The organism is Streptomyces sp. HUAS 31, assembly GCF_028198125.1.
Classification (GTDB): domain Bacteria; phylum Actinomycetota; class Actinomycetes; order Streptomycetales; family Streptomycetaceae; genus Streptomyces; species Streptomyces chartreusis.
Genome location: NZ_CP116353.1, coordinates 6,072,612 through 6,095,973, shown reverse-complemented (window position 1 = coordinate 6,095,973; position 23,362 = coordinate 6,072,612). Strand labels below are relative to the sequence as shown.

At 70.6% G+C, this 23,362-nt stretch carries 26 protein-coding genes; 5 read left to right on the top strand and 21 right to left on the bottom strand.

The genetic code is table 11. From position 1 onward, the window contains the following. Nucleotides 1-99: 99 nt before the first annotated feature. The 3 genes from PGH47_RS27335 to PGH47_RS27325 form a co-directional block, all read right to left on the bottom strand. The gene (locus tag PGH47_RS27335; protein ID WP_093747157.1) at nucleotides 100-813 is read right to left on the bottom strand and encodes a transglycosylase SLT domain-containing protein; all 714 of its coding nucleotides are present in this window, start codon (nucleotides 811-813) and stop codon (nucleotides 100-102) included. A gap of 421 nt (nucleotides 814-1,234) precedes the next feature. Further along, the gene (locus tag PGH47_RS27330; RefSeq protein ID WP_271665608.1) at nucleotides 1,235-2,560 is read right to left on the bottom strand and encodes a PhoH family protein; all 1,326 of its coding nucleotides are present in this window, start codon (nucleotides 2,558-2,560) and stop codon (nucleotides 1,235-1,237) included. Nucleotides 2,561-2,904: 344 nt separating this feature from the next. Then, nucleotides 2,905-3,678, bottom strand: a complete 774-nt coding sequence (locus PGH47_RS27325; RefSeq protein WP_271665607.1) for an isoprenyl transferase — start codon at nucleotides 3,676-3,678, stop codon at nucleotides 2,905-2,907. Between the two features lie 908 nt (nucleotides 3,679-4,586). Between PGH47_RS27325 and PGH47_RS27320 the strand changes: the two genes are divergently transcribed. Continuing rightward, nucleotides 4,587-5,774: a winged helix DNA-binding domain-containing protein gene (locus tag PGH47_RS27320; protein WP_271665606.1), complete on the top strand. Its 1,188-nt coding sequence runs from the start codon at nucleotides 4,587-4,589 to the stop codon at nucleotides 5,772-5,774. A 125-nt stretch (nucleotides 5,775-5,899) separates the two neighbouring features. Here PGH47_RS27320 and PGH47_RS27315 read toward each other — a convergent pair whose 3' ends face one another. Further along, the gene (locus PGH47_RS27315; protein WP_271665605.1) at nucleotides 5,900-6,685 is read right to left on the bottom strand and encodes a class I SAM-dependent methyltransferase; all 786 of its coding nucleotides are present in this window, start codon (nucleotides 6,683-6,685) and stop codon (nucleotides 5,900-5,902) included. 52 nt (nucleotides 6,686-6,737) lie between these two features. Between PGH47_RS27315 and PGH47_RS27310 the strand changes: the two genes are divergently transcribed. Next, on the top strand, nucleotides 6,738-7,235 hold the full coding sequence (locus PGH47_RS27310; protein WP_271665604.1) for a DinB family protein: 498 nt from the start codon (nucleotides 6,738-6,740) through the stop codon (nucleotides 7,233-7,235). Here PGH47_RS27310 and PGH47_RS27305 read toward each other — a convergent pair. Then, nucleotides 7,220-7,696 carry a GNAT family N-acetyltransferase gene (locus PGH47_RS27305; RefSeq protein ID WP_271665603.1) on the bottom strand — a complete coding sequence of 159 codons (477 nt, stop codon included), beginning with the start codon at nucleotides 7,694-7,696 and terminating at the stop codon, nucleotides 7,220-7,222. The two genes, PGH47_RS27310 and PGH47_RS27305, sit on opposite strands and share 16 nt — an antisense overlap. A 67-nt stretch (nucleotides 7,697-7,763) precedes the next feature. Then, on the bottom strand, nucleotides 7,764-8,642 hold the full coding sequence (locus tag PGH47_RS27300) for an LLM class flavin-dependent oxidoreductase (RefSeq protein ID WP_271665602.1): 879 nt from the start codon (nucleotides 8,640-8,642) through the stop codon (nucleotides 7,764-7,766). Between the two features lie 60 nt (nucleotides 8,643-8,702). Between PGH47_RS27300 and PGH47_RS27295 the strand changes: the two genes are divergently transcribed. Next, a complete protein-coding gene (locus PGH47_RS27295) occupies nucleotides 8,703-9,068 on the top strand; it encodes a DUF192 domain-containing protein (RefSeq protein ID WP_271665601.1) in 366 nt (121 codons plus the stop codon). A gap of 16 nt (nucleotides 9,069-9,084) precedes the next feature. On the opposite strand, the gene PGH47_RS27290 is transcribed toward PGH47_RS27295, so the two are convergent. From PGH47_RS27290 to PGH47_RS27225, 14 genes are all read right to left on the bottom strand, one after another. After that, the gene (locus PGH47_RS27290; protein WP_271665600.1) at nucleotides 9,085-9,714 is read right to left on the bottom strand and encodes an OmpA family protein; all 630 of its coding nucleotides are present in this window, start codon (nucleotides 9,712-9,714) and stop codon (nucleotides 9,085-9,087) included. 8 nt (nucleotides 9,715-9,722) lie between these two features. After that, nucleotides 9,723-10,301: a hypothetical protein gene (locus tag PGH47_RS27285; RefSeq protein ID WP_271665599.1), complete on the bottom strand. Its 579-nt coding sequence runs from the start codon at nucleotides 10,299-10,301 to the stop codon at nucleotides 9,723-9,725. A 33-nt stretch (nucleotides 10,302-10,334) separates the two neighbouring features. Beyond that, the gene (locus tag PGH47_RS27280; protein ID WP_333938107.1) at nucleotides 10,335-10,895 is read right to left on the bottom strand and encodes a pilus assembly protein TadG-related protein; all 561 of its coding nucleotides are present in this window, start codon (nucleotides 10,893-10,895) and stop codon (nucleotides 10,335-10,337) included. A gap of 50 nt (nucleotides 10,896-10,945) precedes the next feature. After that, the gene (locus tag PGH47_RS27275; RefSeq protein ID WP_271668171.1) at nucleotides 10,946-11,137 is read right to left on the bottom strand and encodes a Flp family type IVb pilin; all 192 of its coding nucleotides are present in this window, start codon (nucleotides 11,135-11,137) and stop codon (nucleotides 10,946-10,948) included. A 133-nt stretch (nucleotides 11,138-11,270) separates the two neighbouring features. Next, nucleotides 11,271-12,020 carry a response regulator gene (locus PGH47_RS27270; RefSeq protein WP_271665598.1) on the bottom strand — a complete coding sequence of 250 codons (750 nt, stop codon included), beginning with the start codon at nucleotides 12,018-12,020 and terminating at the stop codon, nucleotides 11,271-11,273. Beyond that, nucleotides 12,017-13,393 carry a sensor histidine kinase gene (locus PGH47_RS27265; RefSeq protein WP_333938106.1) on the bottom strand — a complete coding sequence of 459 codons (1,377 nt, stop codon included), beginning with the start codon at nucleotides 13,391-13,393 and terminating at the stop codon, nucleotides 12,017-12,019. Before PGH47_RS27265 ends, PGH47_RS27270 begins: the two co-directional genes overlap by 4 nt. A 33-nt stretch (nucleotides 13,394-13,426) precedes the next feature. Beyond that, a complete protein-coding gene (locus tag PGH47_RS27260; protein ID WP_030961375.1) occupies nucleotides 13,427-14,320 on the bottom strand; it encodes a DUF5936 domain-containing protein in 894 nt (297 codons plus the stop codon). A gap of 16 nt (nucleotides 14,321-14,336) precedes the next feature. Next, complete coding sequence (locus PGH47_RS27255) at nucleotides 14,337-15,284, bottom strand: type II secretion system F family protein (RefSeq protein WP_271665597.1); 948 nt, start codon at nucleotides 15,282-15,284, stop codon at nucleotides 14,337-14,339. Between the two features lie 8 nt (nucleotides 15,285-15,292). Beyond that, a complete protein-coding gene (locus tag PGH47_RS27250; protein WP_269645322.1) occupies nucleotides 15,293-16,630 on the bottom strand; it encodes a CpaF family protein in 1,338 nt (445 codons plus the stop codon). A gap of 13 nt (nucleotides 16,631-16,643) precedes the next feature. Next, nucleotides 16,644-17,006 (bottom strand): TadE/TadG family type IV pilus assembly protein, encoded by a 363-nt coding sequence (locus PGH47_RS27245; protein WP_271665596.1) that lies wholly within the window; start codon nucleotides 17,004-17,006, stop codon nucleotides 16,644-16,646. A 1-nt stretch (nucleotide 17,007) separates the two neighbouring features. Continuing rightward, a complete protein-coding gene (locus PGH47_RS27240; protein WP_271665595.1) occupies nucleotides 17,008-17,379 on the bottom strand; it encodes a TadE/TadG family type IV pilus assembly protein in 372 nt (123 codons plus the stop codon). Beyond that, entirely contained in the window at nucleotides 17,376-18,647 is a 1,272-nt protein-coding gene (locus PGH47_RS27235; protein ID WP_271665594.1) for an AAA family ATPase, read from the bottom strand. Before PGH47_RS27235 ends, PGH47_RS27240 begins: the two co-directional genes overlap by 4 nt. A 9-nt stretch (nucleotides 18,648-18,656) precedes the next feature. Then, nucleotides 18,657-19,364, bottom strand: coding sequence for a Flp pilus assembly protein CpaB (gene cpaB, locus PGH47_RS27230; RefSeq protein WP_271665593.1), 708 nt, complete (start codon nucleotides 19,362-19,364; stop codon nucleotides 18,657-18,659). Nucleotides 19,365-19,423: 59 nt separating this feature from the next. Then, entirely contained in the window at nucleotides 19,424-20,233 is an 810-nt protein-coding gene (locus tag PGH47_RS27225) for a hypothetical protein (protein ID WP_271668169.1), read from the bottom strand. Between the two features lie 275 nt (nucleotides 20,234-20,508). Here PGH47_RS27225 and PGH47_RS27220 point away from each other — a divergent pair, with 275 nt between their 5' ends. Further along, a complete protein-coding gene (locus PGH47_RS27220) occupies nucleotides 20,509-22,212 on the top strand; it encodes a chitinase (protein ID WP_271665592.1) in 1,704 nt (567 codons plus the stop codon). A gap of 41 nt (nucleotides 22,213-22,253) precedes the next feature. On the opposite strand, the gene PGH47_RS27215 is transcribed toward PGH47_RS27220, so the two are convergent. After that, the gene (locus PGH47_RS27215; protein WP_271665591.1) at nucleotides 22,254-22,673 is read right to left on the bottom strand and encodes a hypothetical protein; all 420 of its coding nucleotides are present in this window, start codon (nucleotides 22,671-22,673) and stop codon (nucleotides 22,254-22,256) included. A 135-nt stretch (nucleotides 22,674-22,808) separates the two neighbouring features. On the opposite strand from PGH47_RS27215, the gene PGH47_RS27210 reads away from it, so the two are divergent. Next, entirely contained in the window at nucleotides 22,809-23,321 is a 513-nt protein-coding gene (locus PGH47_RS27210; RefSeq protein WP_271665590.1) for a SigE family RNA polymerase sigma factor, read from the top strand. The last annotated feature ends 41 nt before the right edge of the window (nucleotides 23,322-23,362 follow it).

Here is a 23,362-nt window from a genome sequence, read left to right as displayed (position 1 = left end):
CGTACATGGCACCGCACGGGGAAACGCGAAAGCCCCTCACCCAAAGACGGTGAGGGGCAATGCAGGGTTGAGAAGCGCCGCCGGTTCCCGGCGGAGTCTCTAGTACCAGCTGTTGGCCTGCCAGAAGTCCCAGGCGCCGCAGGGGCTGCCGTAGCGGTCGTTCATGTAGTTCAGGCCCCACTTGATCTGCGTGGCGGGGTTCGTCTGCCAGTCTGCGCCGACCGACGACATCTTGGATCCGGGCAGGGCCTGGAAGAGGCCGTAGGCACCGGAGGAGGGGTTCACGGCCTGGTAGTTCCAGTCGGACTCGTGGTCCACGATGTTGCTGAAGCACTGGAACTGGTCGCTCGGCACCATCGAACGCGCCATCGACTGGATCTGCGAGATGCTGTACGAGCTCTGGACCGGGAAGTCGGCCGCGGAGGACCGGGAGGCCTTGGCCTCGGCCTCTTCGCGCTCCTTGGCTTCCTGCGCCGCCTTCTCGGCCTTCTCGGCGGCTTCCTTCTTCTCGATGGCGCTCTGGGCGGCAGCCTTGCGGGCGGCCTCCTCGGCGTCCTTCTTTGCGCTCACGTCCGCGGCGATGGCCTGGACATCCGCCTGCGCCGACAGGGACTCGGTCTGCACCTGGGCCTGCTGGCCCGCGGGTATGTCCGCGAGGAGCGTCGAATCGGCAGCCGTCGCCTCGGCGTCGTTGTTCTGCGCGGTGCTGCCCGAGGCAACGCCGACGACGCTTCCGACAGCGGTGACCGCGGTGGCAGAGGCCACTGCGAATCCCCTGACCGAAATCGGACTCACACGGTTTCCTTCCAGCATCGCCCGCTTCGGTGACCCTGGCGGACGCAATCGTGCCCCTGGCTCTGGCCTCCCAACTGCGCGGTCACGGGAGGCGCGGACCCGGTGGGCAACTCCCGCGAGGGGAGCGCCGCGTGGTGACTCGGGCGGCATACGACGTCGCTATGCAGTTGATGGTGTTGCTGCTGTGGTTCCGTACCGCTGGGGGTACAGGGGTGTCGTATGCGGGGCCTGACAGGAGTGAGACTCTGCCGCACCCGGACGTCGCAAGGCAATTCTGTGTTGCGTGTGAAAGCTCACACCTTGTTTGTCCCTAGGGTTTTTCGGAAAGCCGCACACGCCGAGGCGCCGCCCGGATAGGCTCTCTGCCTTTCCGGACGACGCCAACTGCTGCGTAACCGCTATGAAGTTGGGCAGCCCTCCGCAGGGCCTAACAGACCCGTCAGATCTGGCCGTCCTCCAGCATTTCGGTCACAAGGGCGGCGATCTGGGACCTCTCGGACCTTGTCAGCGTGACATGGGCAAAGAGGGGATGTCCCTTCAGCTTCTCCACGACGGCGACGACACCGTCGTAGCGACCGACCCGCAGATTGTCCCGCTGGGCCACGTCATGGGTCAGAACCACCCGCGAGTTAGCACCAATTCGGGACAGAACGGTCAGCAGAACATTCCTCTCCAGGGACTGCGCCTCGTCCACGATGACGAACGCGTCGTGCAGCGAGCGTCCGCGGATATGGGTGAGGGGCAGTACCTCCAGCATGCCGCGCGCGGTGACCTCTTCGATGACCTCGCGGCTGGTGACCGCGGACAGCGTGTCGAAGACGGCCTGCGCCCAGGGGCTCATCTTCTCGGCCTCGCTGCCGGGCAGATAGCCGAGTTCCTGCCCGCCCACCGCGTACAGCGGCCGGAAGACCATCACCTTCTGGTGCTGACGGCGCTCAAGCACCGCCTCCAGACCCGCGCACAGTGCCAGTGCCGACTTGCCGGTGCCGGCCCGGCCGCCCATCGACACGATCCCGACGTCCGGGTCGAGCAGCAGGTCGAGCGCGATCCGCTGCTCGGCGCTGCGGCCCTTGATGCCGAACGCCTCCCGATCGCCGCGCACCACCCGGACGTTGCCCTCGGGCGTGACCCGGCCCAGCGCCTTGCCGCGCTCGGAGTGGATCGTCAGTCCGGTGTGCACGGGCAGGTCGGCGACCTCGGGGACGTGGACATGCCCTTCCTCGAAGAGGATGTCCACCTGTTCGCCCGACAGGGTCAGTTCGGACATTCCGGTCCAGCCGGAGGAGTCCGTGATGGCGAGCTCGGCGCGGTACTCCTCGGCGAGGAGACCGACCGACGATGCCTTGATCCTGAGCGGCAGGTCCTTCGACACGACGGTGACGTCGTAGCCCTCGGCCTGCAGATTGCGGGCGACCGCGAGGATGCGGGAGTCGTTGTCCCCCAGGCGGTAGCCGCTGGGCAGCACGCTGGGGTCCGAGTGGTTGAGCTCGACACGGACGGTCCCGCCGAGGTCCCCGATCGGAATGGGGGCGTCGAGTCGGCCGTTCTTCACCCGGAACTCGTCGAGCAGACGCAGCGCCTGCCTGGCGAAGTAGCCGAGTTCGGGATGGTGCCGCTTGGCCTCCAGTTCCGTCACCACGACGATGGGGAGCACGACCTCGTGCTCGTCGAAGCGGTTCAGGGCGTTCGGGTCGGCCAGCAGGACGCTGGTGTCGAGAACGTAGGTGCGCCGGTCTGGCTTGTGGCGCTTTGTGCTGGTCACCACGGAAGGACGTACCCCCTCGGATGAGGTCGGGGAGCGACGGAGTGGGGCTGGACCGGTCGTCGGCCGCTGTGCACGGGCCGAAAACCGGCCCCCCGCGTCTTCTTCCGTGCCGTGACCGCACGGTGGGGCTGGTGCAAAGGGCCTCCCGGGCGGACGGCTCCGGCGCCGCCCGCTGAGATACGACACCCGTGGTTCGGGTGTCGACCTGCTTGGCTTATGCCCTCGAACAAGCGGTGCCATGCCAGCGCATATGACGGCGCGCTGGTGAACTCCTTGTTACTTCTGTCCCGGAGAAGGTTGGTTTTGTCGCGCCGGTATACGGCCGCGACCGCGCCGGAAGGGGCTCAGCCGCCGTAGCGCCGGTGCCGTGCCGCGTAGTCGCGCAGGGCACGCAGGAAGTCCACCTTGCGGAAGGCCGGCCAGAAGACCTCGCAGAAGTAGTACTCCGAATGGGCCGTCTGCCACAGCATGAATCCGGACAGCCGCTGCTCACCGCTGGTGCGGATCACGAGGTCGGGGTCGGGCTGGGCGCCGGTGTAGAGGTGGCGCCCGATCAGCTCGACGCTGACGGAGTCGGCGAGGTCCTCCATCGAGGTGCCCTTGTCGTGGGCGTCGACGATCATCGAGCGCACGGCGTCGGCGATCTCCTGGCGTCCGCCGTAGCCGATGGCGACGTTGACCAGTATTCCGTCGACGTGCGCGGTGGACTCCTCGGCCTCCTTCAGCGTCATCTGCATCGGGGAGGGCAGCAGATCGGGGGTGCCGACGTGGTGCACCCGCCAGCGGCCGTCGGCGGCGAGGGAGCGCACGACGTCCTCGATGATCCCGAGGAGCGGGCCGAGCTCCTCCTGCGGGCGGTCGAAGTTGTCGGTCGACAGCAGCCACAGGGTGACGACCTCGACGTCGGTCTCGGTGCACCAGCCGAGGAACTCCTCGATCTTCTCGGCACCCGCCCGGTGACCGTGCATGGTGGTGGAGCCCGCGGCCTTCGCCCAGCGCCGGTTGCCGTCCATGATGACGCCGATGTGCTTCGGCACCTGAGCGTGGTCCAGGTGACCTTCCACCCGGCGTGCGTACAGCCTGACCAGCAGGCCGCGCAGCTTGTCGCGCAGGTTCACGTGTTCGTCAGCCCCTCCGTACGGATCGGACAGGCGCGTGGCGCTGCGCGCGGCGCAGTCGAGTGCGGTTCCTGTCCGTATGGCGGTCCCCGGGGGCGAAGCCTACCCCTGCGGGGCCTGGGCCGTGGTTGTGGGGTGCGGTGGGTGGGGGCGCCGCGGGTGGGGGTGTGCGGGGGCGCGTTGGCGAGTGCGGATTCGGTGGGGGCCGGTCGCGCGTTCCCCGCGCCCCTGAGGGTGTGGCAGTCCCGCTGCTCCCACGGAGTCGGCGCGGGAAATAAAACGGGCCGGTCCGTGGGGGGGAGACGGACCGGCCCGAGGGGGGGTTTCCACCATAACCCTTCGTAAGTGATGCTGCGTGCATCGGCGTGCCACAACTACTCTCCGAAGTCGCTCGGCGACGGGCCGGTGGCCGTCAGAGGGCTCTTTCGTGGCGGATTCGTGGCGAGATCGGGCCTGATTTCCAGGGGAAACGCGCGGGATGCGGATGGATCCGGAGGGTTTGCCGCTCCTTGGGGCTGGAACTGGCGACTTGTCCGGCCTTCCCCCGCGCGGGTGACCCCGACCGCGAACGCCCTATTGACGGCCCTCGGCGGGCGGTGGCGGGGAAGCGGTTTCGATGCGACGCGCGTCCATCAGGAGGGGCACCTCGGGGCATGGCACCGCGCAGCCCCCTCCTCTGCGCGGTGCCGCCGCGCAGCTTTGCGTACGCGAATTACCTTGGTCTGAACTTACGTGAGGGTTGGGAGTAAATCGAGTCGGCCGCCATAACAATGTGGAAAAGGTGAGCCTTCCTTGGATGCGCAGGGAGTCAGAGGCGTTCGCTCACGGATGCACGATTTGCACCTTGTGGACACACGGGCCCGGGTCGGCGGACAGAATCTGACCTATATCCCGCCTACGGTCGGTCCATGACAGCGAAGTCGGGCAGTGGGACGGGCGGCGCGGGCAGGGCGGTCACCTGGGACGAGGTGAGTGCGCGACGGCTGGAGCGGCAGTTCCTGACCCGTCCCGCCGCACCGGGCACTCCGGTCGCCGAGGTCGTCGGGGCGATGCTGGGCGCGCACGCCCAGGTGCTGTCGGCGGCCGAGGTGTCGGTGGGGGTGCGGGCCGCCGGAGTGACGCGGGCGGACGTACGGGCCGCGCTGTGGGAGGACCGATCGCTGGTGAAGACGTTCGGGCCGCGCGGGACCGTGCATCTGCTCCCGGCCGCCGAACTGCCCCGATGGTGCGGGGCGTTGACGGCGATCCCGACGGGCCCGAGCCCGTTCCCGCCGGGCATCCGGGTCACGGAGGAGCAGGCGGAGCAGATCGTGGCGGCGATCGCGGACGCCCTCGACGGGGTGTGCCTGACCGTGGAGGAGCTGGGCGAGGAGGTCGTGGCGCGCACCGGCGCGTGGGCCGGCGACCTGGTGATGCCCGCCTTCCAGGACCTGTGGCCGCGCTGGCGGCAGGTCGTGCACCGGGCAGGGCAGTCGGGCGCGCTGTGCTTCGGCCCGAACCGGGGCCGGAAGGTGACGTACACCCGCCCGCCGTCCGCCGCGCCGGCCCCGGGCGGGACCGCCCTGCGCGAGCTCGTCGGACGCTATCTGCGCGCGTACGGCCCGGCCACGCCCCAGCACTTCGCCAAGTGGCTGGCGGCACCTCCCGGTTGGGCGAACTCCCTGTTCACCGAACTGGCAGGGGCCGGGGAGATCGAGGAGATCGCCTTCGAGGGGGCGGCGGCCTGGGTGGCGGCGGGCGACACGGAGTTCCCGGGCGGGCGGGTGCGCGGGGTGCGGCTGCTGCCGTACTTCGACGCGTACGCCATCGCAGCGCAGCCGCGTCGGACGCTGTTCCCCGGGGAGGCGTACGAGCGGGCGCTGGCGGGCGGGCAGGCGGGGAACTTTCCGGTGCTGCTGGTCGACGGCGTGGTGGCCGGGGTCTGGCACCAGCGGCGGCAGGGGCGTCGTACGACCGTCACGGTGGAGACGGTCGGGCGGGGGCTGACGGCCCGGCAGGAGCGGGAGCTGGGCGAGCAGGTGGAGCGGGTGGGGGAGGTGCTGGAGGCGAAGGCGGAGCTGGTGATCGGGAAGGTGACCGTCGGCGCGCACGCGTAGCGGAAGGCGCCCGGAGGCCGCGGGCGGCTCAGCCCGTCCGGCCCGGGCGCGCTGCGATGTCCGGCCTGCGGGACGCTGCGATGTCCGGCCCTGCGGGGCGCTCAGGCGTCCTGCTCGCGCCGGGCTCACGCCTCCGGCTTGCGGGCCTCGAAGAGGTGGCGGGTGCTGTGGGCGACGAAGGGGCCGTCGGACTCGATCCGCTCGTGCAGGTCCTCAAGCCGTGGCCGGTGGGCCTCGACGGTGAAGCCGGGGACCATCCAGACGACCTTGCGCAGGAAGTGCACGACCGCGGCGATGTCGTGGAACTCGATGCGGAGTTCCTCGGCGCGCAGGTCGACGATCTCCAGGCCGGCCGCCTCGGCGTCGGCCCGTTCCCGCTCGGGGTCACGGCCGCCGCGGACCTCCTCGGGCTGGGGACCGAGGAAGTACTCGACGAGTTCGAAGACGCTGTGCGGCCCGACGTGCTGGGCGAAGTAGGTGCCGCCGGGGCGCAGCACCCGGGCGATCTCCGGCCAGTGGGCCCGAACCGGGTGGCGGCTCGTGACGAGGTCGAACGCCGCGTCGGCGAACGGCAGCGGCGCTTCCTCGGGCGAGGCGACGACCGCGACGCCGCGCGCGGCGAGCAGGGCCGTGGCCTTCGCGACGTTCGGGGGCCAGCCCTCGGTGGCGACGGTGAGCACGGGGGCCTTCGGGGCCCGGCCGAGGGCGAAGTCCAGGACCTCCCCTCCCCCGGTCTGCAGGTCCAGCGCGGCGGTCGCGCCGGCCAGCCGGTCGGCCAGTGAGTCGGCGTATCCCCAGCTGGGCCGCGCCTCGGTGGCCCGTCCCTCGAACCAGGAGAAGTCCCAGCCCTCGGTGGGCACGGCGGCGCCCTCGGCGAGAAGCTCCTCGAAGGCCCTGCTGTCCTGTCCCATGCGGCTGATGATCTCAGGGCGTTGTCGGTGGCCGCTGCTAGTTTTCGGCGCCATGACGGACGCGATGTACACAGCGGGTGAGAAGGAAACGCTCCGGGCGAGCCTGGACCGGCACCGGGACGCGGTGCTGTGGAAGCTTCGGGGCCTGGACGACGAGGGGCTGCGCCGGCCGATGACGCCGACCGGCACGAATCTGCTGGGCCTGGTCAAGCACCTCGGGTCGGTGGAGTACGGCTGGTTCGTGTCGAGCTTCGGTGGCGAGGTGGAGCCGCTGTGGTTCGACCCGTACACCGACCAGGACATGCGTGCCGACCAGGGGGAGACGACCCGGCAGATCGTCGAGTTCTACGGCCGTGCGCGGGCCGCGGCCGACCGTGTGATCGCCGAGCGGGCGCTGACTGATCTGGGGCGGCCGGACTGGCGCGACGGTGAGGTGTCGCTGCGCTGGGTGCTGGTCCACATGATCGAGGAGACGGCACGGCACGCGGGCCACATGGACATCCTGCGGGAACTGATCGACGGGGTGACGGGGGATCAGCCGCGGGGCTGAGCGCCCAGCACGAGCAGCACGTGCTCGTCGTCGCCGTGGTGGACGACGCCGGCCCGCTGGAAGCCGTGGTGTTCGAGGAGGCGTACGGAGGCCGTGTTGGCGTGGAAGGGGTCGGCGTACAGGGGGCGGGTCCGCTCGGTGTCGAGGAAGAGGGCCAGCGCCTTGGTGCCGACGCCCCTTCCCCAGTACGGCCGCCCCAGCCAGTAGCCGAGGAAGCGGCGGTCGCCGTCCCACCAGGAGACGACGCTGCCGGCCACCTCGTCCCCGGCCAGGACGGTCCGCACGAGGCACGTCTCGTCACCGAGCACGCTCGTGCGCCAGTGCTTCATGAAAGCGTCCCGCGGCCGGGGCGTGAACCTCGACCGCCGCAGGGCCTCCGGGTCGTGCTCGTAGGCGAGGAACGCCTCCAGGTCGGAATCCAGCACGGCTCGGATGCGTACGTCGGCGGTGTCGTCGCTCATCCTCCGGAGTCTGGCAGGCACCACTGACAACGCCCCCGAAGCAGCCCGCGCCCCGGCGGGCACGCGGCTACGGCACCAGTGGCCGTACTTCCTCCGCGACGAACCGCACGAATCCCTCCGGGTCGGGCTCGTCGCCCGTCGGCTGGAGCACGACGGTGTCCGCGCCGGCGTCCGCGAGCCGCTGCACGGCCTTCGCCACGGCTCCCGAGTCCCCGGCGACCCCGAGGTCGGGCACGGACGCGTCGCCTTCGGCGGTGAGTTCGGCCTTCAGCCGGGCGGACGCGTCGGGCCCGGTGGCGGCGAGCAGATACACGACGATCTCGTGCGGCTCGGCGCCGTCGCGTCCGGCCGCCGCACGGCCCTCGTCGACGAGCTGCCGCGCCTTGCGCACGCCGTCCGGCGGTGTCGACGCGGTGAGCAGCGTCCCGTCGGCCGCCTCACCGGCCAGTCGCAGCGAGCGGGGCCCGGTGACTCCGGCGATGATCGGCACCGCTTCGGCGGGCGGCCAGTCGAGGGCGACGTCGTCGAGCCTGACGTACCGGCCCTCGACGGTCACCCGCTCGCCGCGCAACAGGGCCCGCAGCACTTCGAGATGCTCGCGCAGCAGCGTCACCGGCGATTCGACCCGCGCGCCGACCTGCCCCATCCAGTCCTGCACGCCGTGCCCCACGGCGAGGATCGGCCGCCCCGGGAACATCCGGTAGAGACTGGCCGCCTCCATGGCGGTGATCGCGACGTTGCGCAGCGGCACCGGCAGCAGTCCGACGCCGACCCTGATCCGCTCTGTCCAGGCGAGGGCGGCGGCCGCGGTGGAGATCCCTCCTTCCCGGAAGCAGTCCTCCCAGAGCCAGAGCTCCTCGAGTCCCGCCTCGTCGGCGAGCCGGGCGACGGATCGGAGTCGTTCGGGGGCCAGCTGGGGACGGAATACTGCGCCGAGTCCGGTCATGGTGCCTTCCTACCCGGGTAGCACTCGGCGGACAACAGAAAATCCTGGAGGTGGCTGAGGATGGGGCGACGCCTGCGAGACGGGCGGGGGGTGCTGGTCGTCCACGGGGAGCACGGTGAGGTGCGGGTACCGCTGGAGATCGCCGCGTCGTACCGGGCCCGGACGAAGGGGCTGCTCGGGCGGGACGGCATCGACGGCGCGATGCTGCTCACGCCGGCCGGCTCGGTGCACACGTTCCGGATGCGCATGCCCATCGACGTGGCGTACCTCGACCGCGGGCTGCGCGTCATCGCCGTACGCACCATGGCGCCGGGGCGGCTGGGCCTGCCCCGGCTGCGCTCACGACATGTGCTGGAGGCGGAGGCCGGGGCGATGGCGGGGTGGGGGCTGGGGGCGGGTGTCCGGGTGAGCGTGACGGAGGAGTGAGGCGCCGGATCGCCGGTCACCCGTCCGAGCGCGGGAAGGACACCTCCACACGTCGGTTCTTCTTGCGGCCCGACTCCGTCTCGTTCGAGGAGATCGGGTACTGCTCGCCGTACCCACGCACTTCGTACGTCACCGAGGAGTCCTCCAGTTCGGACTCCAGGACTCCCTGTACGGCGTTGGCGCGCTTCCGGGAGAGGACGTCGCCATGGGCCGAGGAGCCCAGGTTGTCCGTGAAGCCGAAGACGCGGATCCTCGTGGCGTTCTGCTTCCCGATCTCCTCCGCGATGGAGGCGATACGGGCCTTCGCCTCGCCGGTCAGCTTCGCGCTGTCCTTGGGGAACAGGACCTCGGCCTGGAGCGCGAACTTCACATCCGCGTTGGTGTCCTCGCGGCGCTCCTCACCGGCCTGGTCCTCGACCACCTGCTTGATGTCGAGAACCTTGGCTTCGGCCAGCGTCGCGCCTTCCGGCAGCTTGAGGTCGGGGTCGTTGGCGTCCACCTCGACGGGCGCGGTGGCGCTCGCCTCGGTCCCGGGCGGCACGCTGGGATCGTCGGCCGCGTCGGCCGTGGTGGCCACGAGAACGTTGGCGGCGACCATGATCGTGGCCGCGGTGAGGGTCAGGGTGAGGCGGGGGGTGCGGGTCATGGGGAGCCTCACCCGGAGATCGTGATCGGGGCGCTGGCGAACGTCGGCAGTTGGAAAGTGACTTCGGCCGTCTTCTCGGGCGGCGAAGGGAACTGCATGAACACCGGGACGGAGGCACCCGGCTTGATCCTCGGCATGTCCGTGGTCGCCAGGGGACGGCCGTCGGTGTCGCGCAGCACGTAGTACCGCTTCTTGTTGCTTGAGTCGACGAGCGTGGCCCCGCCCAGCGAATCACCGTGCCGGGTGATCTCGGTCTCGTCGCCCCGTGTCTGGATCGGGACCCGAACGGCCTCGGCGCCGTCGTTCTTGATCTCGCCGCTCACAGTGACGAAGCCCCCTGAGTCACGCTGAGCAGAGGTGATCGTGAGGATCAGACCGTCCTCGCCCTTGAGCTCGGCAAGGGGATCATCCGATCCCTCCTGGACCCTCGGGTTGGAGCCGTCGTCCTTGGAGGCCGACGCCGACTTCTGCGGCTTCTTGCCGCCGTCGTCCCCACTGCCGCAGCCGGCCACGCCGAGGGCCAGTCCGGCCGCGACGGTCATCGCGACCATCCCCCTGCGGGCCTTCGTGGTGAACCGAATGCTCATGCCTCTGCTTCCTTCGTCATTCGTCGTTCGCGGTCAGTCGGCCAGATGGACGTCGAAGAGATCCTCGGGCTTCGGCAGGGTGGCCGGGTCATCAGGATCCGGTTCCCAGTTCCCGTCGTCACAGGTGAGTTGCGGCAACGGCAGTGTGTCGTTGCCGTCGCCTCCGTCGGTGTCCTCGTCGGGGAGGTCGAACCCGCAGAGAGGCTCGATCACGGCGGTGGCCGAGGCCGTCGACTTGAAGTCCTCCGTGCCGGGGACGATGGATTCGCCCACGGACTTGTTGGTCTCCACGGACACCGTGTAGCCGAACAGCTCCGATTCCACACAGCCCTCGACAGTGGCGTCGTTCTGGTCCGCCAGCTCGTACGCCCGCCAGCACGCGTCGAACACCGCGTCGTCGCCGTCGAGGATGTCCTGCCACTTCGTGGGGTCGTCCACGACCTCCAACCAGTCCCCCGCCATTTGGTTCCGGGTCTCCTGTGCCGCCGCCAACGCGGCCGCGTCGGCGGCTGTCTGGGCACCGTTCCTGTTCGCCGCCGCCTGACCGACCGCAAGGTACGCGAACGCGAGAAAGAGCAGGCCCGCCACCACCATGATGTAGATGGGGAAAGCCTGCCCTGCGTCGCCGTGCGTGCGGCGCCTGATCAGGTGAGTTCGTCGATCTTGTCGACGATGGCCTCGTAGATCGTCTCGCCGATGTCCGTCCCCGTAATCGCCAACACAATCGCCACCACCACCGCGATGATGCCCAGATACTCCACCGCCGTCTGCCCCTTGTCGTCGCGCGCGGTGCGCGAGCGCAGGTAGGTGACGGTGGTGTTGATCCAGTTGCTCATGGTGTTCCCCTCTGGGCTCCAAAGTGCTGTGAGAAGTCTCTGGAGAAAAGTAAGCGGGAATTCCCCGAACACCAGAGGGTCCCTGGGCCCAATTCCGGGCCTCGGCCGAAAACCGTCGCTCCGTCATCGCCGGTCAGCTCCGTCCCTGGTGTGAACCAGGAGCCGTGCCGAGCCACTTGGCGGCGGCCTCCGCTCGGCTCGTGCTGTGGAGTTTGGCGAAGATCCGGTTGATGTGGTTCTTGACCGTCTTCTCGCTGATGAAGCAGGTGGCGGCGATCTGCTGGTTGTTCATGCCCGCCGCGATGAGGTCCATGATCTCCGCCTCCCTCCTGCTCAGCCGGAACCGTGACCGGTACGGGGACGACTGTCCCACATTTGATTGCACTTGCGAAAGCGATTCGAGGGAATTCCCTGTAACAGTTGGGAGTTCATCGTTTGCTTGAGCGAGCGAAGCCGTTGCCGCAGCCGCCGCCGTGGGTGTGAGCCGGGTCCTGCCCGCCCTGATCTCCCGTACGGCCTCGATCAGTTCGTCCGCCGTGAACTCGCCGTGGACCAGATAACCGGAGGCCCCGAGCCGCAGCGCCTCGCGGACCGTCTCCGACTCCCCGCTGTACGTCAGCATCATCACCGGCGCGATCCGCACGAGATGCGGAAGGGCGGTGATGCCGTCCGTGCCCGGCATCCGTACGTCCAGGAGGATCAGGTCGGGGCGGTGGTGGCGGGCCTCCTCGTAGGCCTCGTGGCCGTTCGTCGCCTCGGCCACGACCCTTATGTCGGCGTGCGCGGAGAGCAGGGCTCTCAGGCCCGCCCGGACCACGGGGTTGTCGTCGGCCACCACCAGGCGCAGGGGCGTGGCGGGCGGGGGTGACTGGGCCGTCTTCATGGGTTGGTCGCCTTCGTCGTCGTGAGGGCCGCCAGCGGCAGTTCCAGGCGGACCTCCGTGCCGCGGGCGTGGATGCCCTTGCCGAAGTGGATGCGGGCGCCTATCGAGGAGGCTCGTTCGGCCATGCCGAGGAGGCCGAAGTGGCCGGTACGGCGGAGCTGTTCGAGGGTGGTGCCGGGCGGCAGGCCGCGGCCGTCGTCCCGGACGGTGAGGCGGAGCACCTCGTCCTGGACGCCGGCCCGCACCTCCACCTTCGTGGCGTCGGCGTGGCGGTGGGCGTTCTCCATGGCCTCCGCCGTGATGGTGAGGAGCTGGCGGGCCACTGCGGGCGGAACGGGAGGCGCGGGGGCGTCGCCCGTCGGGCCGTACGTCGCCGGTAGGCCCGTGCGGGCCGTGAAGTCGTCGGTCTGTCTCGTCAGTTCGGGGGTGACGTCCGTCATCCGGTCCGGGTCGGACTCGCGGCGCAGGTCCGCGAGGAGTTCCCGGGACTCCGCGGCCGCTCTGCGGGCGGAGCGGGCGACCAGTTCCGCCTGTTCCCGGATGCGGGCCGGGTCCATCGGGGCCGTCGCCGCGGAGGCCGCAAGGCCGTCGGCGGCCAGGGCCACGCCGTGCAGGGTCTTCGCCACCGAGTCGTGCATCTCGCGGGCCAGCCGGGCCCGTTCCGCGCCCACCGCCTCGGTGACCGCGAGGCGTGCCTGGACCGTCGTCAGGGCCTGGGTGGCCGTGCCGAAGCGGAGCATGAGGTTGCGCAGGGTCGAACCCAGCGCGCCCGTGATGACGCACAGGCCCGGCAGGAGCAGCTTGTCCGCGAGGCTCGCCGATCTCGCGTCGGTGTTGATGGCGTAGGCAAGGAGCAGGATCAGGGACTGCACGCTCGCGAAGAGAGCGGCGCCCCGGTAGCCGTAGACGATGCCGGCCAGGAGCGGGGTGCAGACGCTGACGTAGGCCAGGGTCGTGTCCGGGCCGGCGGAGACGAGCAGCAGGGAGGTGAAGAGGGTGTCGGCGGCCAGGAGGGTGGGGTGGCGCAGGAGGAGCGGGCCGAAGCGTTCCCAGTCACGGAACAGGGCGTAGGAGCCCATGAAGGTGACCACGACCGCCGCGCCCATCAGCCGGGTGCCGAGCCCCGGCGCCGCGTTGAGCAGGGCGGCCGGCGCCGAGAGGGCGATCATGGCGAGCCGGAAGCCGAAGACCTGACGGCACATCGCCTGAAGGGCGTTGACCTGGAGCGGTATCGTCACGGCCGGCTCGGTCCGCCCGGGGAGCTCGCCGCGCGCGGCATGTCCGGAGCGCCGGGACAGCCGGCCCCCGCGCGGGAACCCGAGGCCGAACCGCGACGTCCGCGCGTCCGGCCCCGCTCCCGTCCCGGTCCTCATCCTCAACGGCATGCCCGCCACGGCCCCTCCCCTCTACTCCCCCGTCAGCGACCCGAAGTCCGTGCCCGACCCCAGCAGCAGCCCCGCCCCCAGCAGGATCATCGTCGCCGGGACCATGAACGTCGTGATCATCAGCGTGGCCCTGGGGACCGCGCGGGCCGCCTTCCGGCGGGCGTTCTGGGCGTCGGTGCGGCGCATGTCCTTGGCCAGGGCGACCAGGGTGTCCACGATCGGCGCGCCGAGCTCCTCGCCCTGCTGGAGCGCCGTCACGAACATCGCCACCTGTTCGGAGTCGTTCCTGCGACGCAGTTCCGCGAAGGCCTGGCGGCGGCTCATGCCGAGGTCCATCTGGCGCAGGGTGATGCGCAGTTCGTCGGCCCAGGGGCCCTCGTACCTGGAGGCGACCCGGTCGAGCGCCTGGCGGAAGCCCAGGCCCGCGCTGACGACGACCGCGAGGACGTCCAGGAAGTCCGGCAGGGTGCGCTCGATCTCGTCCTTCCTGATCCGGATCGCCGACCAGATGCCGACCTCCGTCCAGAAGGCGCCGAACGCCAGGAGCAGCAGTGCGACCAGGACCTGGCCGCGCAGCAGGAACACCAGGAAGCCGACCGCGCCGAGGAAGCCGTACACCGCGCGCCGGGCCGCGTAGCGGTCGATGGTCAGGCCGCCGGGGTTGCCCGCGAGGTCGATCTTGCGGCGGTACCTGGCGACCAGTTTCGGGCCCATCAGGCGCAGTACGGCGGGCGCGTAGCGCATGCCCATGCGGTCGACGAGCGAGTCGACGGCGCCGGTGCGGGTCGCGCCGACCTCCAGGGCCAGCGCGAGGTCGCTGGGCAGCCTGGTCTCCGCCCGGTACAGGCGGATCGCGGCGAAGACGCCCCAGACGCCCAGGGCCATGACCGTCGCGAGGAGGATTCCGATTCCCATCAGTCGTCCCCGCCCCTCAGACGTCGATCCGCGACATGCGGCGGATCAGGATGAAGCCCACGGCGTAGAGGCCGAACGCGATCAGCACCGCCGCCTGGCCGAGCGGCGAGCCGGTCATCCGGTCGAGGGCGCCGTCCTTCACCCCGTTCATCAGGAACAACGACCCGATGCCAAGGACCGGGACGGCGTACGACGTCATGCTGACCTGCGAGAGCTGGGTGCGGACCTCGCGCCGGGTCTCCTTGCGTTCCTCCAGGGTCTCGGTGAGGTTGCGCAGGGCGCTGACCACCTGGCCGCCGGCCCGGTTGGACAGCACCAGCGTGGTCACCAGGACGACCAGTTCGCGGGAGGGGAGGCGTTCGGCCAGTTCGCCGAGGGCGTCGTCCATCGAGGCGCCCAGCGCGAGCTGGTTGGAGACCTTGGCGAGTTCCTCGCCGGCCGGCGCCTCCAGCTCCTCCGCCGCCAGGCCGATCGCGGTGCGCAGGGCGAGTCCGGCATGGGCGGCGTTGGCCAGGATGCGTGCGAGTTCGGGGAGTTGGTTGATGAACTGCTCGATGCGCTTCTGCCGCTGCCAGTTGAGGAACTGGACGGCGGCCCACACGCCCAGCAGGCCGGCGATCGGGCCGAAGAAGGGGGCCAGCGCGGCCTGTCCGATCAGCCACAGGCCGGCCACCGTCGCCAGCATGTAGACGAAGAACTCGCCGGGGGTGACGTCCAGGCCCGTCGCCGTCAGCCGCAGCTCCAGCTGCTTGCCCAGCCGCGTCCGGCGCAGCCGCCGGTCCAGGTCGGCGAAGCGGCGCCGCCGGCCGCCGGCCCCGGTGAGCTGGCCGGTCGCGGAGAGCCGGTCGACCAGGGCCTGGCGCTGGGCCCGGCCGGCGGCGTAGGCGTGTACGCCCACCACGGCGAGCGCGCAGGTCATGAGCGCGACGCCGGTGGTGAGCGTGATGCGGGTCTGGAGGTCCATGGGGGGTCCTACCTGGCTTCTCGGGTGGCGAGCTCGAGCGGTGACTGGGCGACGCCGAAGGCCTGCGGGATCGGCTGGCTCGCCATGTAGAGGCGGTCGGCGGTGCGGCGGGGCAGCGGGAAGTACGCGAAGGCGCCGTGCACGCGGCCGTCCGGCGTCATGGGCTGGGCGTGGAAGCGGGCGACCGTCGCCAGCCGGTACGGCTCCGCCCCGTGGCTGTCGAGGATGGCGATCTCGGTGATCCGGCGGGCGCCGTCCGGGAACCGGGTCAGCTGGATGAGCACGTCGACGGCGCTGTTGATCTGGTCGTGCAGCGCCTCGAAGGGGACGGAGACGTCGGACATGGACGCGAGGGTCTTCAGCCGCATCAGGGCGTCCTCGGCACTGTTGGCGTGGACGGTGGCCAGCGAGCCGTCGTGGCCGGTCGACATCGCCTGGAGCATGTCGAGGGACTCGCCGCCGCGGACCTCACCGACGACGATCCGGTCGGGCCGCATGCGCAGGGAGTTGCGGACCAGGTCGCGGATGGTGATCTGGCCCTTGCCCTCGACGTTCGGCGGGCGGGACTCCAGCCGGATCACATGGGACTGCTGGAGCTGGAGTTCGGCGGAGTCCTCGATGGTGATGATGCGCTCGGACTCGGGGATCAGCCCGGACAGGGCGTTCAGCAGGGTCGTCTTCCCGGTGCCGGTCGCGCCCGAGACGATGATGTTGAACTTCGCCTGCACGAGCCCGGCCAGCAGATACACCATGGGCTCGTCGAGGGAGCCGAGGCCGGTCATCTCGTGCAGGGTGAAGGAGCGCGGGAAGCGGCGGATGGTGAGGGTCGCGCCGGTCAGGGACAGCGGCGGGATGATGACGTTCACGCGCTCGCCGGAGGGCAGGCGGGCGTCCACCATGGGGTTGGACTCGTCGACCCGCCGGTTGACCGTGGAGACGATCCGCTCGATGGTCTGCATCAGCTGGTCGTGGGAGGGGAAGCGCAGCGGCAACTGCTCGACGCGGCCCGCGCGTTCGACGAAGATCGCGTCCGGGCCGTTCACCATGATCTCGGTGATCGACGCGTCCTCCAGGAGCGGTTCCAGGATGCCGAGGCCGAGTGCCTCGTCGACGACCCTGCGGATGAGCTGCGAGCGCTCGACGGTCGAGAGCACCGGGCCCTCGCGGCTGATGATGTGCCCGAGCACCCGCTCAAGGCGGGCCCGGCGCTCGGCCGCGGCCAGCGAGCTCATCTCCGCGAGGTCGATCTCCTCCAGGAGCTTGGCCCGGTAGGAGGAGACCAGGTGGCCGTCCTCGCCCCGGCCGGTGTTCTCCTCCGGGGTGTTGATGCGGGACCGCAGACTCATGGGGGTACCTCGTTCAGTGGTCGAGCGGCATGGTGGCGGTCTTCTGCGCGGGGTCGAAGTCCCAGCCGGGGACGATCGAGGGGATGTCGACGGTGGCGGTGACGGTGACCTCGTCGCCTCCCTGCGCCTCGGAACAGGCGACGGTCAGCCAGTCGCTGATCGCGTTGACGCATCCGTCCTGCGCGCTGTCGTCGAGGGAGGCGGCCCGTGCCCCCGCCCTGGCCGCCGTCCCCGCCTGCTGGGCGGTGTAGGCGATCAGCCCGACCTGCACACCGGCCATCGCGACGAGGATGAGGACCGGGATGAACCCGAGGTATTCGAGGGCGACCTGACCGCGGTCCCGGCCCGCACGGCGGGGGAAGAGTCGGTACGGCATCTCAGTCCTTCTCCTCCTGTACGGCCCCGGCGTGGCCCTCGACCGTGAACGGGAAGCCGATCGCGCCGGGGAAGAGGACCGGCACCCGGAGCGTCACATCGGCCGTGACATAGCCGCCGCCCGCTCCGCACTGCACCGAGGCGTCCCCCTGCCACGCCTGCGGAAGGTGTTGCAGCCCCGCCTCCTCGCAGCCCGCCTGCCCCTCCGCCGCGGTCCCCGCCCTGACCGCCTCGTCCGCAGCATTCCCCGCGAGCGTGAACGTGTACCCCACGAGCACGAACTGCCACATCAGCACCAGGGTGATGACGATCGTCGGCAGCATCCCGAGGAACTCGACCGCCACCTGACCCCTGTCGCCCCGGCTGCGCCTCACCGCCCTATTTCCTTCCGCCTGCGGAAGGTGAGCGCCGCCCGGTCGCCGCCGCTGCCGCGCGCCCGGCCGTTGCGGCGCGGCTGGACCGCGGCCTCGGTGCCCTTGACCAGCCCCAGCTCCCCCGCGAGCGCCCAGAGCGCCTGCTTGACCGTGCTCTTGGGGTCGAGTTCGTGCACCCGGCCGGCGTCGACGGGGCCCTGGAGCTCCTTGAAGCCGGCGGGGACGGCGGTCGCGGCGATGGCCGTGCCGGTGATGCGCTGGATCAGGGCGGGCTGGATCTCGGCGCTGCGCGTGTGGCGGTTGACGACGATCATGGTCTCCTCCGCCTTGCGGATCTGGAGGCGGTCCCACATCCGCACGGTGCGCTTGGCGCCGCGCACCGCGACCACGTCGGGGGTGGTGACGAGGAGGGCGGTGTCGGCCATCTCCACGGCGGCCGCGCTCGCGCCCGACAGCTGGGAGCCGCAGTCGATGACGACGACCTCGTAGCGCGAGCGCAGGGCGCTGACGATGTGGCGGGCGGCCCGGTCGGTGACCTCCTCGCCGCGTTCGCCGTCGCCGGGGGCGAGCAGCAGCGCCACGCCCGTGTCGTGCCGGAACACGGCGTCCGCCAGGACCCGCGGTGTGATGTCGTTGATGGCGGCGAGGTCGACGACCGAGCGGCGGAACTGGATGTCCAGGTAGGAGGCGATGTCGCCGGTCTGGAGGTCCATGTCGAGCAGTGCGGTGCTGCGGCCCGACGCCTGGGCGGCCAGGGCCAGTTGGATCGCCGCGAGGGTGGCCCCGACGCCGCCCTTCGCGCCGCTCACCGTGACCACGGTGCCGCCGACGCCGCTGAACACATCGCCGCCGGCGCCCAGATGGCGCCGTACGCCCATGGACCACTGGGCCACCGCGTTGACCCGGCTGGCCAGTTCCTCGTAGCTCAGGGGCAGGGCCACCAGGCCCCGCGCGCCGTAGTCCATGGCGGCCTGGAAGAGGCCGGGGCCGGCGTCGGAGGTGACGAGGATGACGCCGACGGCGGGGAAGCGCAGGGCTACCTCGCGGATGAGCTCCAGGGCCGGGACGGGGCCGATGCGTTCGTGGACGACGACGACCTCGGGGAGTTCGTCGATGGACTCGGCGGCCAGGCGGGCCAGGGTGTCGACGAGCTGGGTGGAGTCGGTGACCGGGGCGACCGGCTCGGCGTCGGGGAGCTGGCTGAGCAGCGTCGTGAGGGACCGGACCGCGTCCGCGTCGCCGACGGCCGGGAGGATCCTCGTGGGCATGGGGGCCTCTCACTTGTCCTTGGCGAGTTCGTACGTGCGGTTCGTCGCGGGGATGTCGGAGTCGGAGCCGGGCGCCACCAGGGCGAGCCGGACCTCGTCGGCGAACGACTCGGCGTACGTCAGGCGCTGGGCGTCGATCGGCTCCAGCGCGAAGGTGATCGGCACGGCCTCGGTGGGCTCCCGGCGCCGGCCGTCCTCGTCGGGCTTGAGCGAGGTCAGCTCGCCCACGTCGATGACGCGGGCGTTCTCCACGATCAGTCGGGACTGGTCGGGGTCCGAGTCACGGGCGCCCTCGAAGGTGGCGTACACGTTGACCTTGGCGCCCGCGGTGATCTTGCCGGCCACACCGGTGGCGGCGTCGATCATGATGGCGAGCTCCTGCTCGCCGGTCTGCAGGGCCGGCTGGTCGACGATCATGTCGCTCTGGAGCAGGGAGCCCGCTTTGAGGGTCGTGACGGCGATCTTGCCCTGGATCTCGCGGAGGCTGGTGACCGCGTTCTTCGACAGCCACCGCTCGGGCATCTCGATCTTCTCGAACTGGCCCGCGCTGAGCGGTGTGTAGGGCGCCACGTCTCTCTTGAGCCGGTATGCGTCGACCTCCGGGCCGACCTTGGACTGCACGTCGTTGATGACGGACAGGACACCGGCGAAGGCGCCGAGGGCGCAGACGAGCGACAGGAGCAGGAGTATCACGCCGCGGCGCTGACGGGAGTTCATGAACCGTGCAACCTCATTGGGGGAATCGGTCGGGGGCGGTCGGATCGGGCTCGGTCCGGTCAGCCTGCGCGGGCCGGTTGCTCGTGTACGGGCGGGGTGGCGGAGCAGAAGACGCAGCGGTCGCCGATGACGTCGATGCCGCACCAGTGACAGGAGTTCTGCCGTACCGAGGTGACGAGCTGGTAAAGCACCGACAGTTCGGGCAGGTAGGCGCAGAACTCGATGAGCTTGCCCGTCCCCCACCAGGTGGCCGACTCGGCGGGCAGGACGACCTCGCGCAGACCCTGCGCGTTCCAGGACTTGGCCAGGGTCGCGGTGACCCAGTCGGACTGCAGCTGTCCCTGCGCGACCAGCATCGACGTGCCGAACTCCGGGCCGGGGAGGGTGACTCCGGGGGCGATGCGCACAAGCTGCGGGGCGGGGTGGGCGAGGACGCCGAACTGGCTGCCGGGCATCCAGGACTTGGCGTGCGACTTGAGGTCGACGGGGACGCGGTCGAGCCGGGTGACGGAGCCGAGGAGCGCCCCGGCGTGTATGTAGTGGGTGAGCAGCCGGCCGGCCGAGGCGAGGACGCCGGGGCTGAGGTCGCAGGAGGCGAGCTGGCGCAGCTGGCGGGCCAGGACGGCCAGTCCGAGCGGGGGCAGTTCGGGACGGAAGACGGCGATCCGGTCGCTCTCCAGCAGGGACCGTACGGTGTGCAGCCGCTGCCGCACGCCCCGGGAGACGGCGGTCGAGCAGAGGACGATCACATGGCCGTGCTGCTCGACGAGTGTCTGCATGCCCGCCAACGACCGCTCCAGCGGCTCGCGGTCGAGGTCCTGGAGCACGACGGCGGGCACGGTTCGCTCGTCCTGCGCCGGCAGCGCCATGTCGGCGCTGGTCACGGCGATGGCAGTTGGCACGCGTCGCTCCCCGTTCCCGCCCGGTCCGGTGCACCGGTGTTACTGCGGTGCACCGGAATGACTTCATTGCGTGACTATCTCAGCACTGTATCCACGGGTTGATGACCGGAGAACAGCGTTTGTGCAGCCGGGAAGGAACTCTCTGCGCACAACTCACGGCAAAACGGGGCAGGTTGCGCACACCAATTCTCCATGACCGGAATCTCTTGACACCCGGATTGGTCTGGACCAACTTGGTTGACATGTTCATACTTAGACGACAGGGGCGCCGTGGCAGACCGGCACGCCTCTGGGCTGCGGCCGTCGCCTCCGCCCTCTCCCTGACCTTCCTCGGCGCGGGCCACGCGTCCGCCGCGGACGTCAACAACGCCAAGAACGCCGGCTTCGAGTCCGGCCTGAGCAACTGGACGTGCTCCGCGAACAGCGGCACGACCGTCTCCTCCCCGGTGCACGGCGGCGCCACCGCGCTGAAGGCGACCCCGGCCGGGCAGGACAACGCCCGCTGCACCCAGGCCGTGGCCGTCAAGCCCAACTCGACGTACACGCTGAGCGCCTGGGTCCAGGGCGGCTACACCTACCTGGGCGTCACGGGCACCGGCACCACCGACGTGTCGACCTGGACGCCGGACTCGTCGTCCTGGAAGCAGCTGTCGACCACCTTCACCACCGGCGCGTCGACGACCTCGGTGTCGGTGTACACGCACGGCTGGTACGGGCAGGCGGCCTACTACGCGGACGACCTGTCGGTGTTCGGCCCGGACGGCGGCGGGGGCACCGACCCCACCCCGACGATCCCCGGCGCACCGGGCGGGCTCGCGGTGTCGGGCACGTCCTCCTCGTCGGTGTCCCTGGCCTGGAACACCGTCTCGGGTGCGACCGGCTACAACGTCTACCGCGGCGGCACCAAGGTGACCGCGGTGACCGGCACGTCCGCGACCGTGACCGGGCTCGCCGCCTCGACGTCGTACTCGTTCCAGGTCACGGCGACCAACTCGGCCGGTGAGTCGCCGAAGTCGGCGGCCGTGACGGGGACGACCACGGCCGGGCCGGTGGGTCCCGCGCTGCCCAAGCACGCGGTGACCGGCTACTGGCAGAACTTCAACAACGGCGCCACGGTCCAGAAGCTCGCCGACGTGCAGTCGCAGTACGACATCATCGCGGTCGCCTTCGCCGACGCGACCTCGACACCGGGCGCGGTGACCTTCAACCTGGACTCGGCCGGGCTGGGCGGCTACACCGTCGACCAGTTCAAGGCGGACATCAGGACGAAGCAGGCCGCCGGGAAGAAGGTCATCGTCTCGGTGGGCGGCGAGCGCGGCACGGTGGCCGTGAACGACACCGCCTCGGCGGCGAACTTCGCGAACTCGGTGTACTCGCTGATGCAGACGTACGGCTTCGACGGCGTCGACATCGACCTGGAGAACGGCCTCAACGCCACCTACATGACGCAGGCCCTGCGCTCGCTGTCGTCGAAGGCCGGCTCGTCGCTGATCATCACGATGGCGCCGCAGACCATCGACATGCAGTCGACGTCGAACTCCTACTTCCAGACGGCCCTGAACATCAAGGACATCCTCACGGTCGTCAACATGCAGTACTACAACAGCGGTTCCATGCTGGGCTGCGACGGCAAGGTCTACAGCCAGGGCTCGGTGGACTTCCTGACCGCCCTGGCCTGCATCCAGCTGGAGGGCGGCCTGGCCCCGTCCCAGGTCGGCCTCGGTCTGCCGGCCTCGACCCGGGGCGCGGGCAGCGGGTACGTGGCGCCGTCGGTCGTGAACAACGCCCTGGACTGCCTGGCCAAGGGCACCAACTGCGGCTCGTTCAAGCCGTCCAGGACCTACCCCGACCTCCGGGGCGCGATGACCTGGTCCACGAACTGGGACGCGACGGCGGGCAACGCCTGGTCCAACGCGGTGGGGCCGCACGTGCACGCGCTGCCGTAACCACCGCGCTCAACCCCGGTGGGGTGAGGCGCGGCGGCCCCTCACCCCATCGGCCGGTAGTGGCCGAGCACCCAGGCCAGCTGCTGGAACCACTCCTGGAGCCGCGCCCGCGGCTTGGCCTCCACCACGCATTCGAAGAACCGGCCGTCCAGATGCACCACGGCCACCATCAGGGCCCTGCCGTCCGGACTCGCCTTGTAGTGCACGCCCTGGATCTCCGGCCAGCGGAACTCCATCGTGAAGGCCGACATCTCGAAGACGACGCCGGACGCGTCCACGACGACCGCGTTGCGCTTGTCGACGGCCAGGAACTCCGGGCCCGCCGGCACCGGCTGGGGCGGGACCGGGGCATACCCGGGCGGTGCGGGGGCGTACGGGGGTTGCGCGGGCGCGTTCTGCGGCGCGTACTGCGGTGGGGGTGGGCCGAAGCCCGGGCCGGGTGGGGGTGGCTGCTGGGTCATCCGTCGGGTCCTGAGTCCTGGTCTCTCGTGCTCGCGGTGAACTTCTCGGTGCTGCGGTGAAACATTCTCCCCGTCCCGCCGCATCAGTGAGGTGGGGACCTCACGAACAGCCGGCGCACAGCAGCAGGGGGACGCATGAGCCAGGCCCGCGCGGACGACTACGCGCAGTTCGCGGTGGCCAGGGCCGGGCACCTGTACCGCTCGGCCTGTCTGCTGACCGCCGGGGACACCCATCTCGCCGAGGACCTGGTGCAGGAGACCCTCGGGCGGCTGTACGTCCGCTGGGCGCGGGTCTCCCGGGCGGAGAACCCCGCCGGCTACGCGCAGACCGTCCTCACCCGGACCTTCCTCGCCCATCAGCGGCGGCGCAGCAGCACCGAACGGGCCACCGACGTGCTGCCGGAGCACGCGGTCGAGGGCGGGCCCGGTGACGTACCGCTGCGGCTGACGCTGCTCCAGGCGCTCGCCAGGCTGCCCGCGAAGGACCGGGCGGTCGTCGTCCTGCGCTACTGGGAGGACCGCTCGGTCGAGGAGACGGCGGACGCGCTGAACTCCAGTTCCGCGGCGGTGCGCACGCGGTGCACCCGGGCGCTCGGGCGGCTGCGCGCGCTGCTCGGCGAGGACCTCGGCGAGTACGCGACCTCCTGACCCACGCCCTGCCGGCCCCACGGCCCCCTCCCGACGACCCG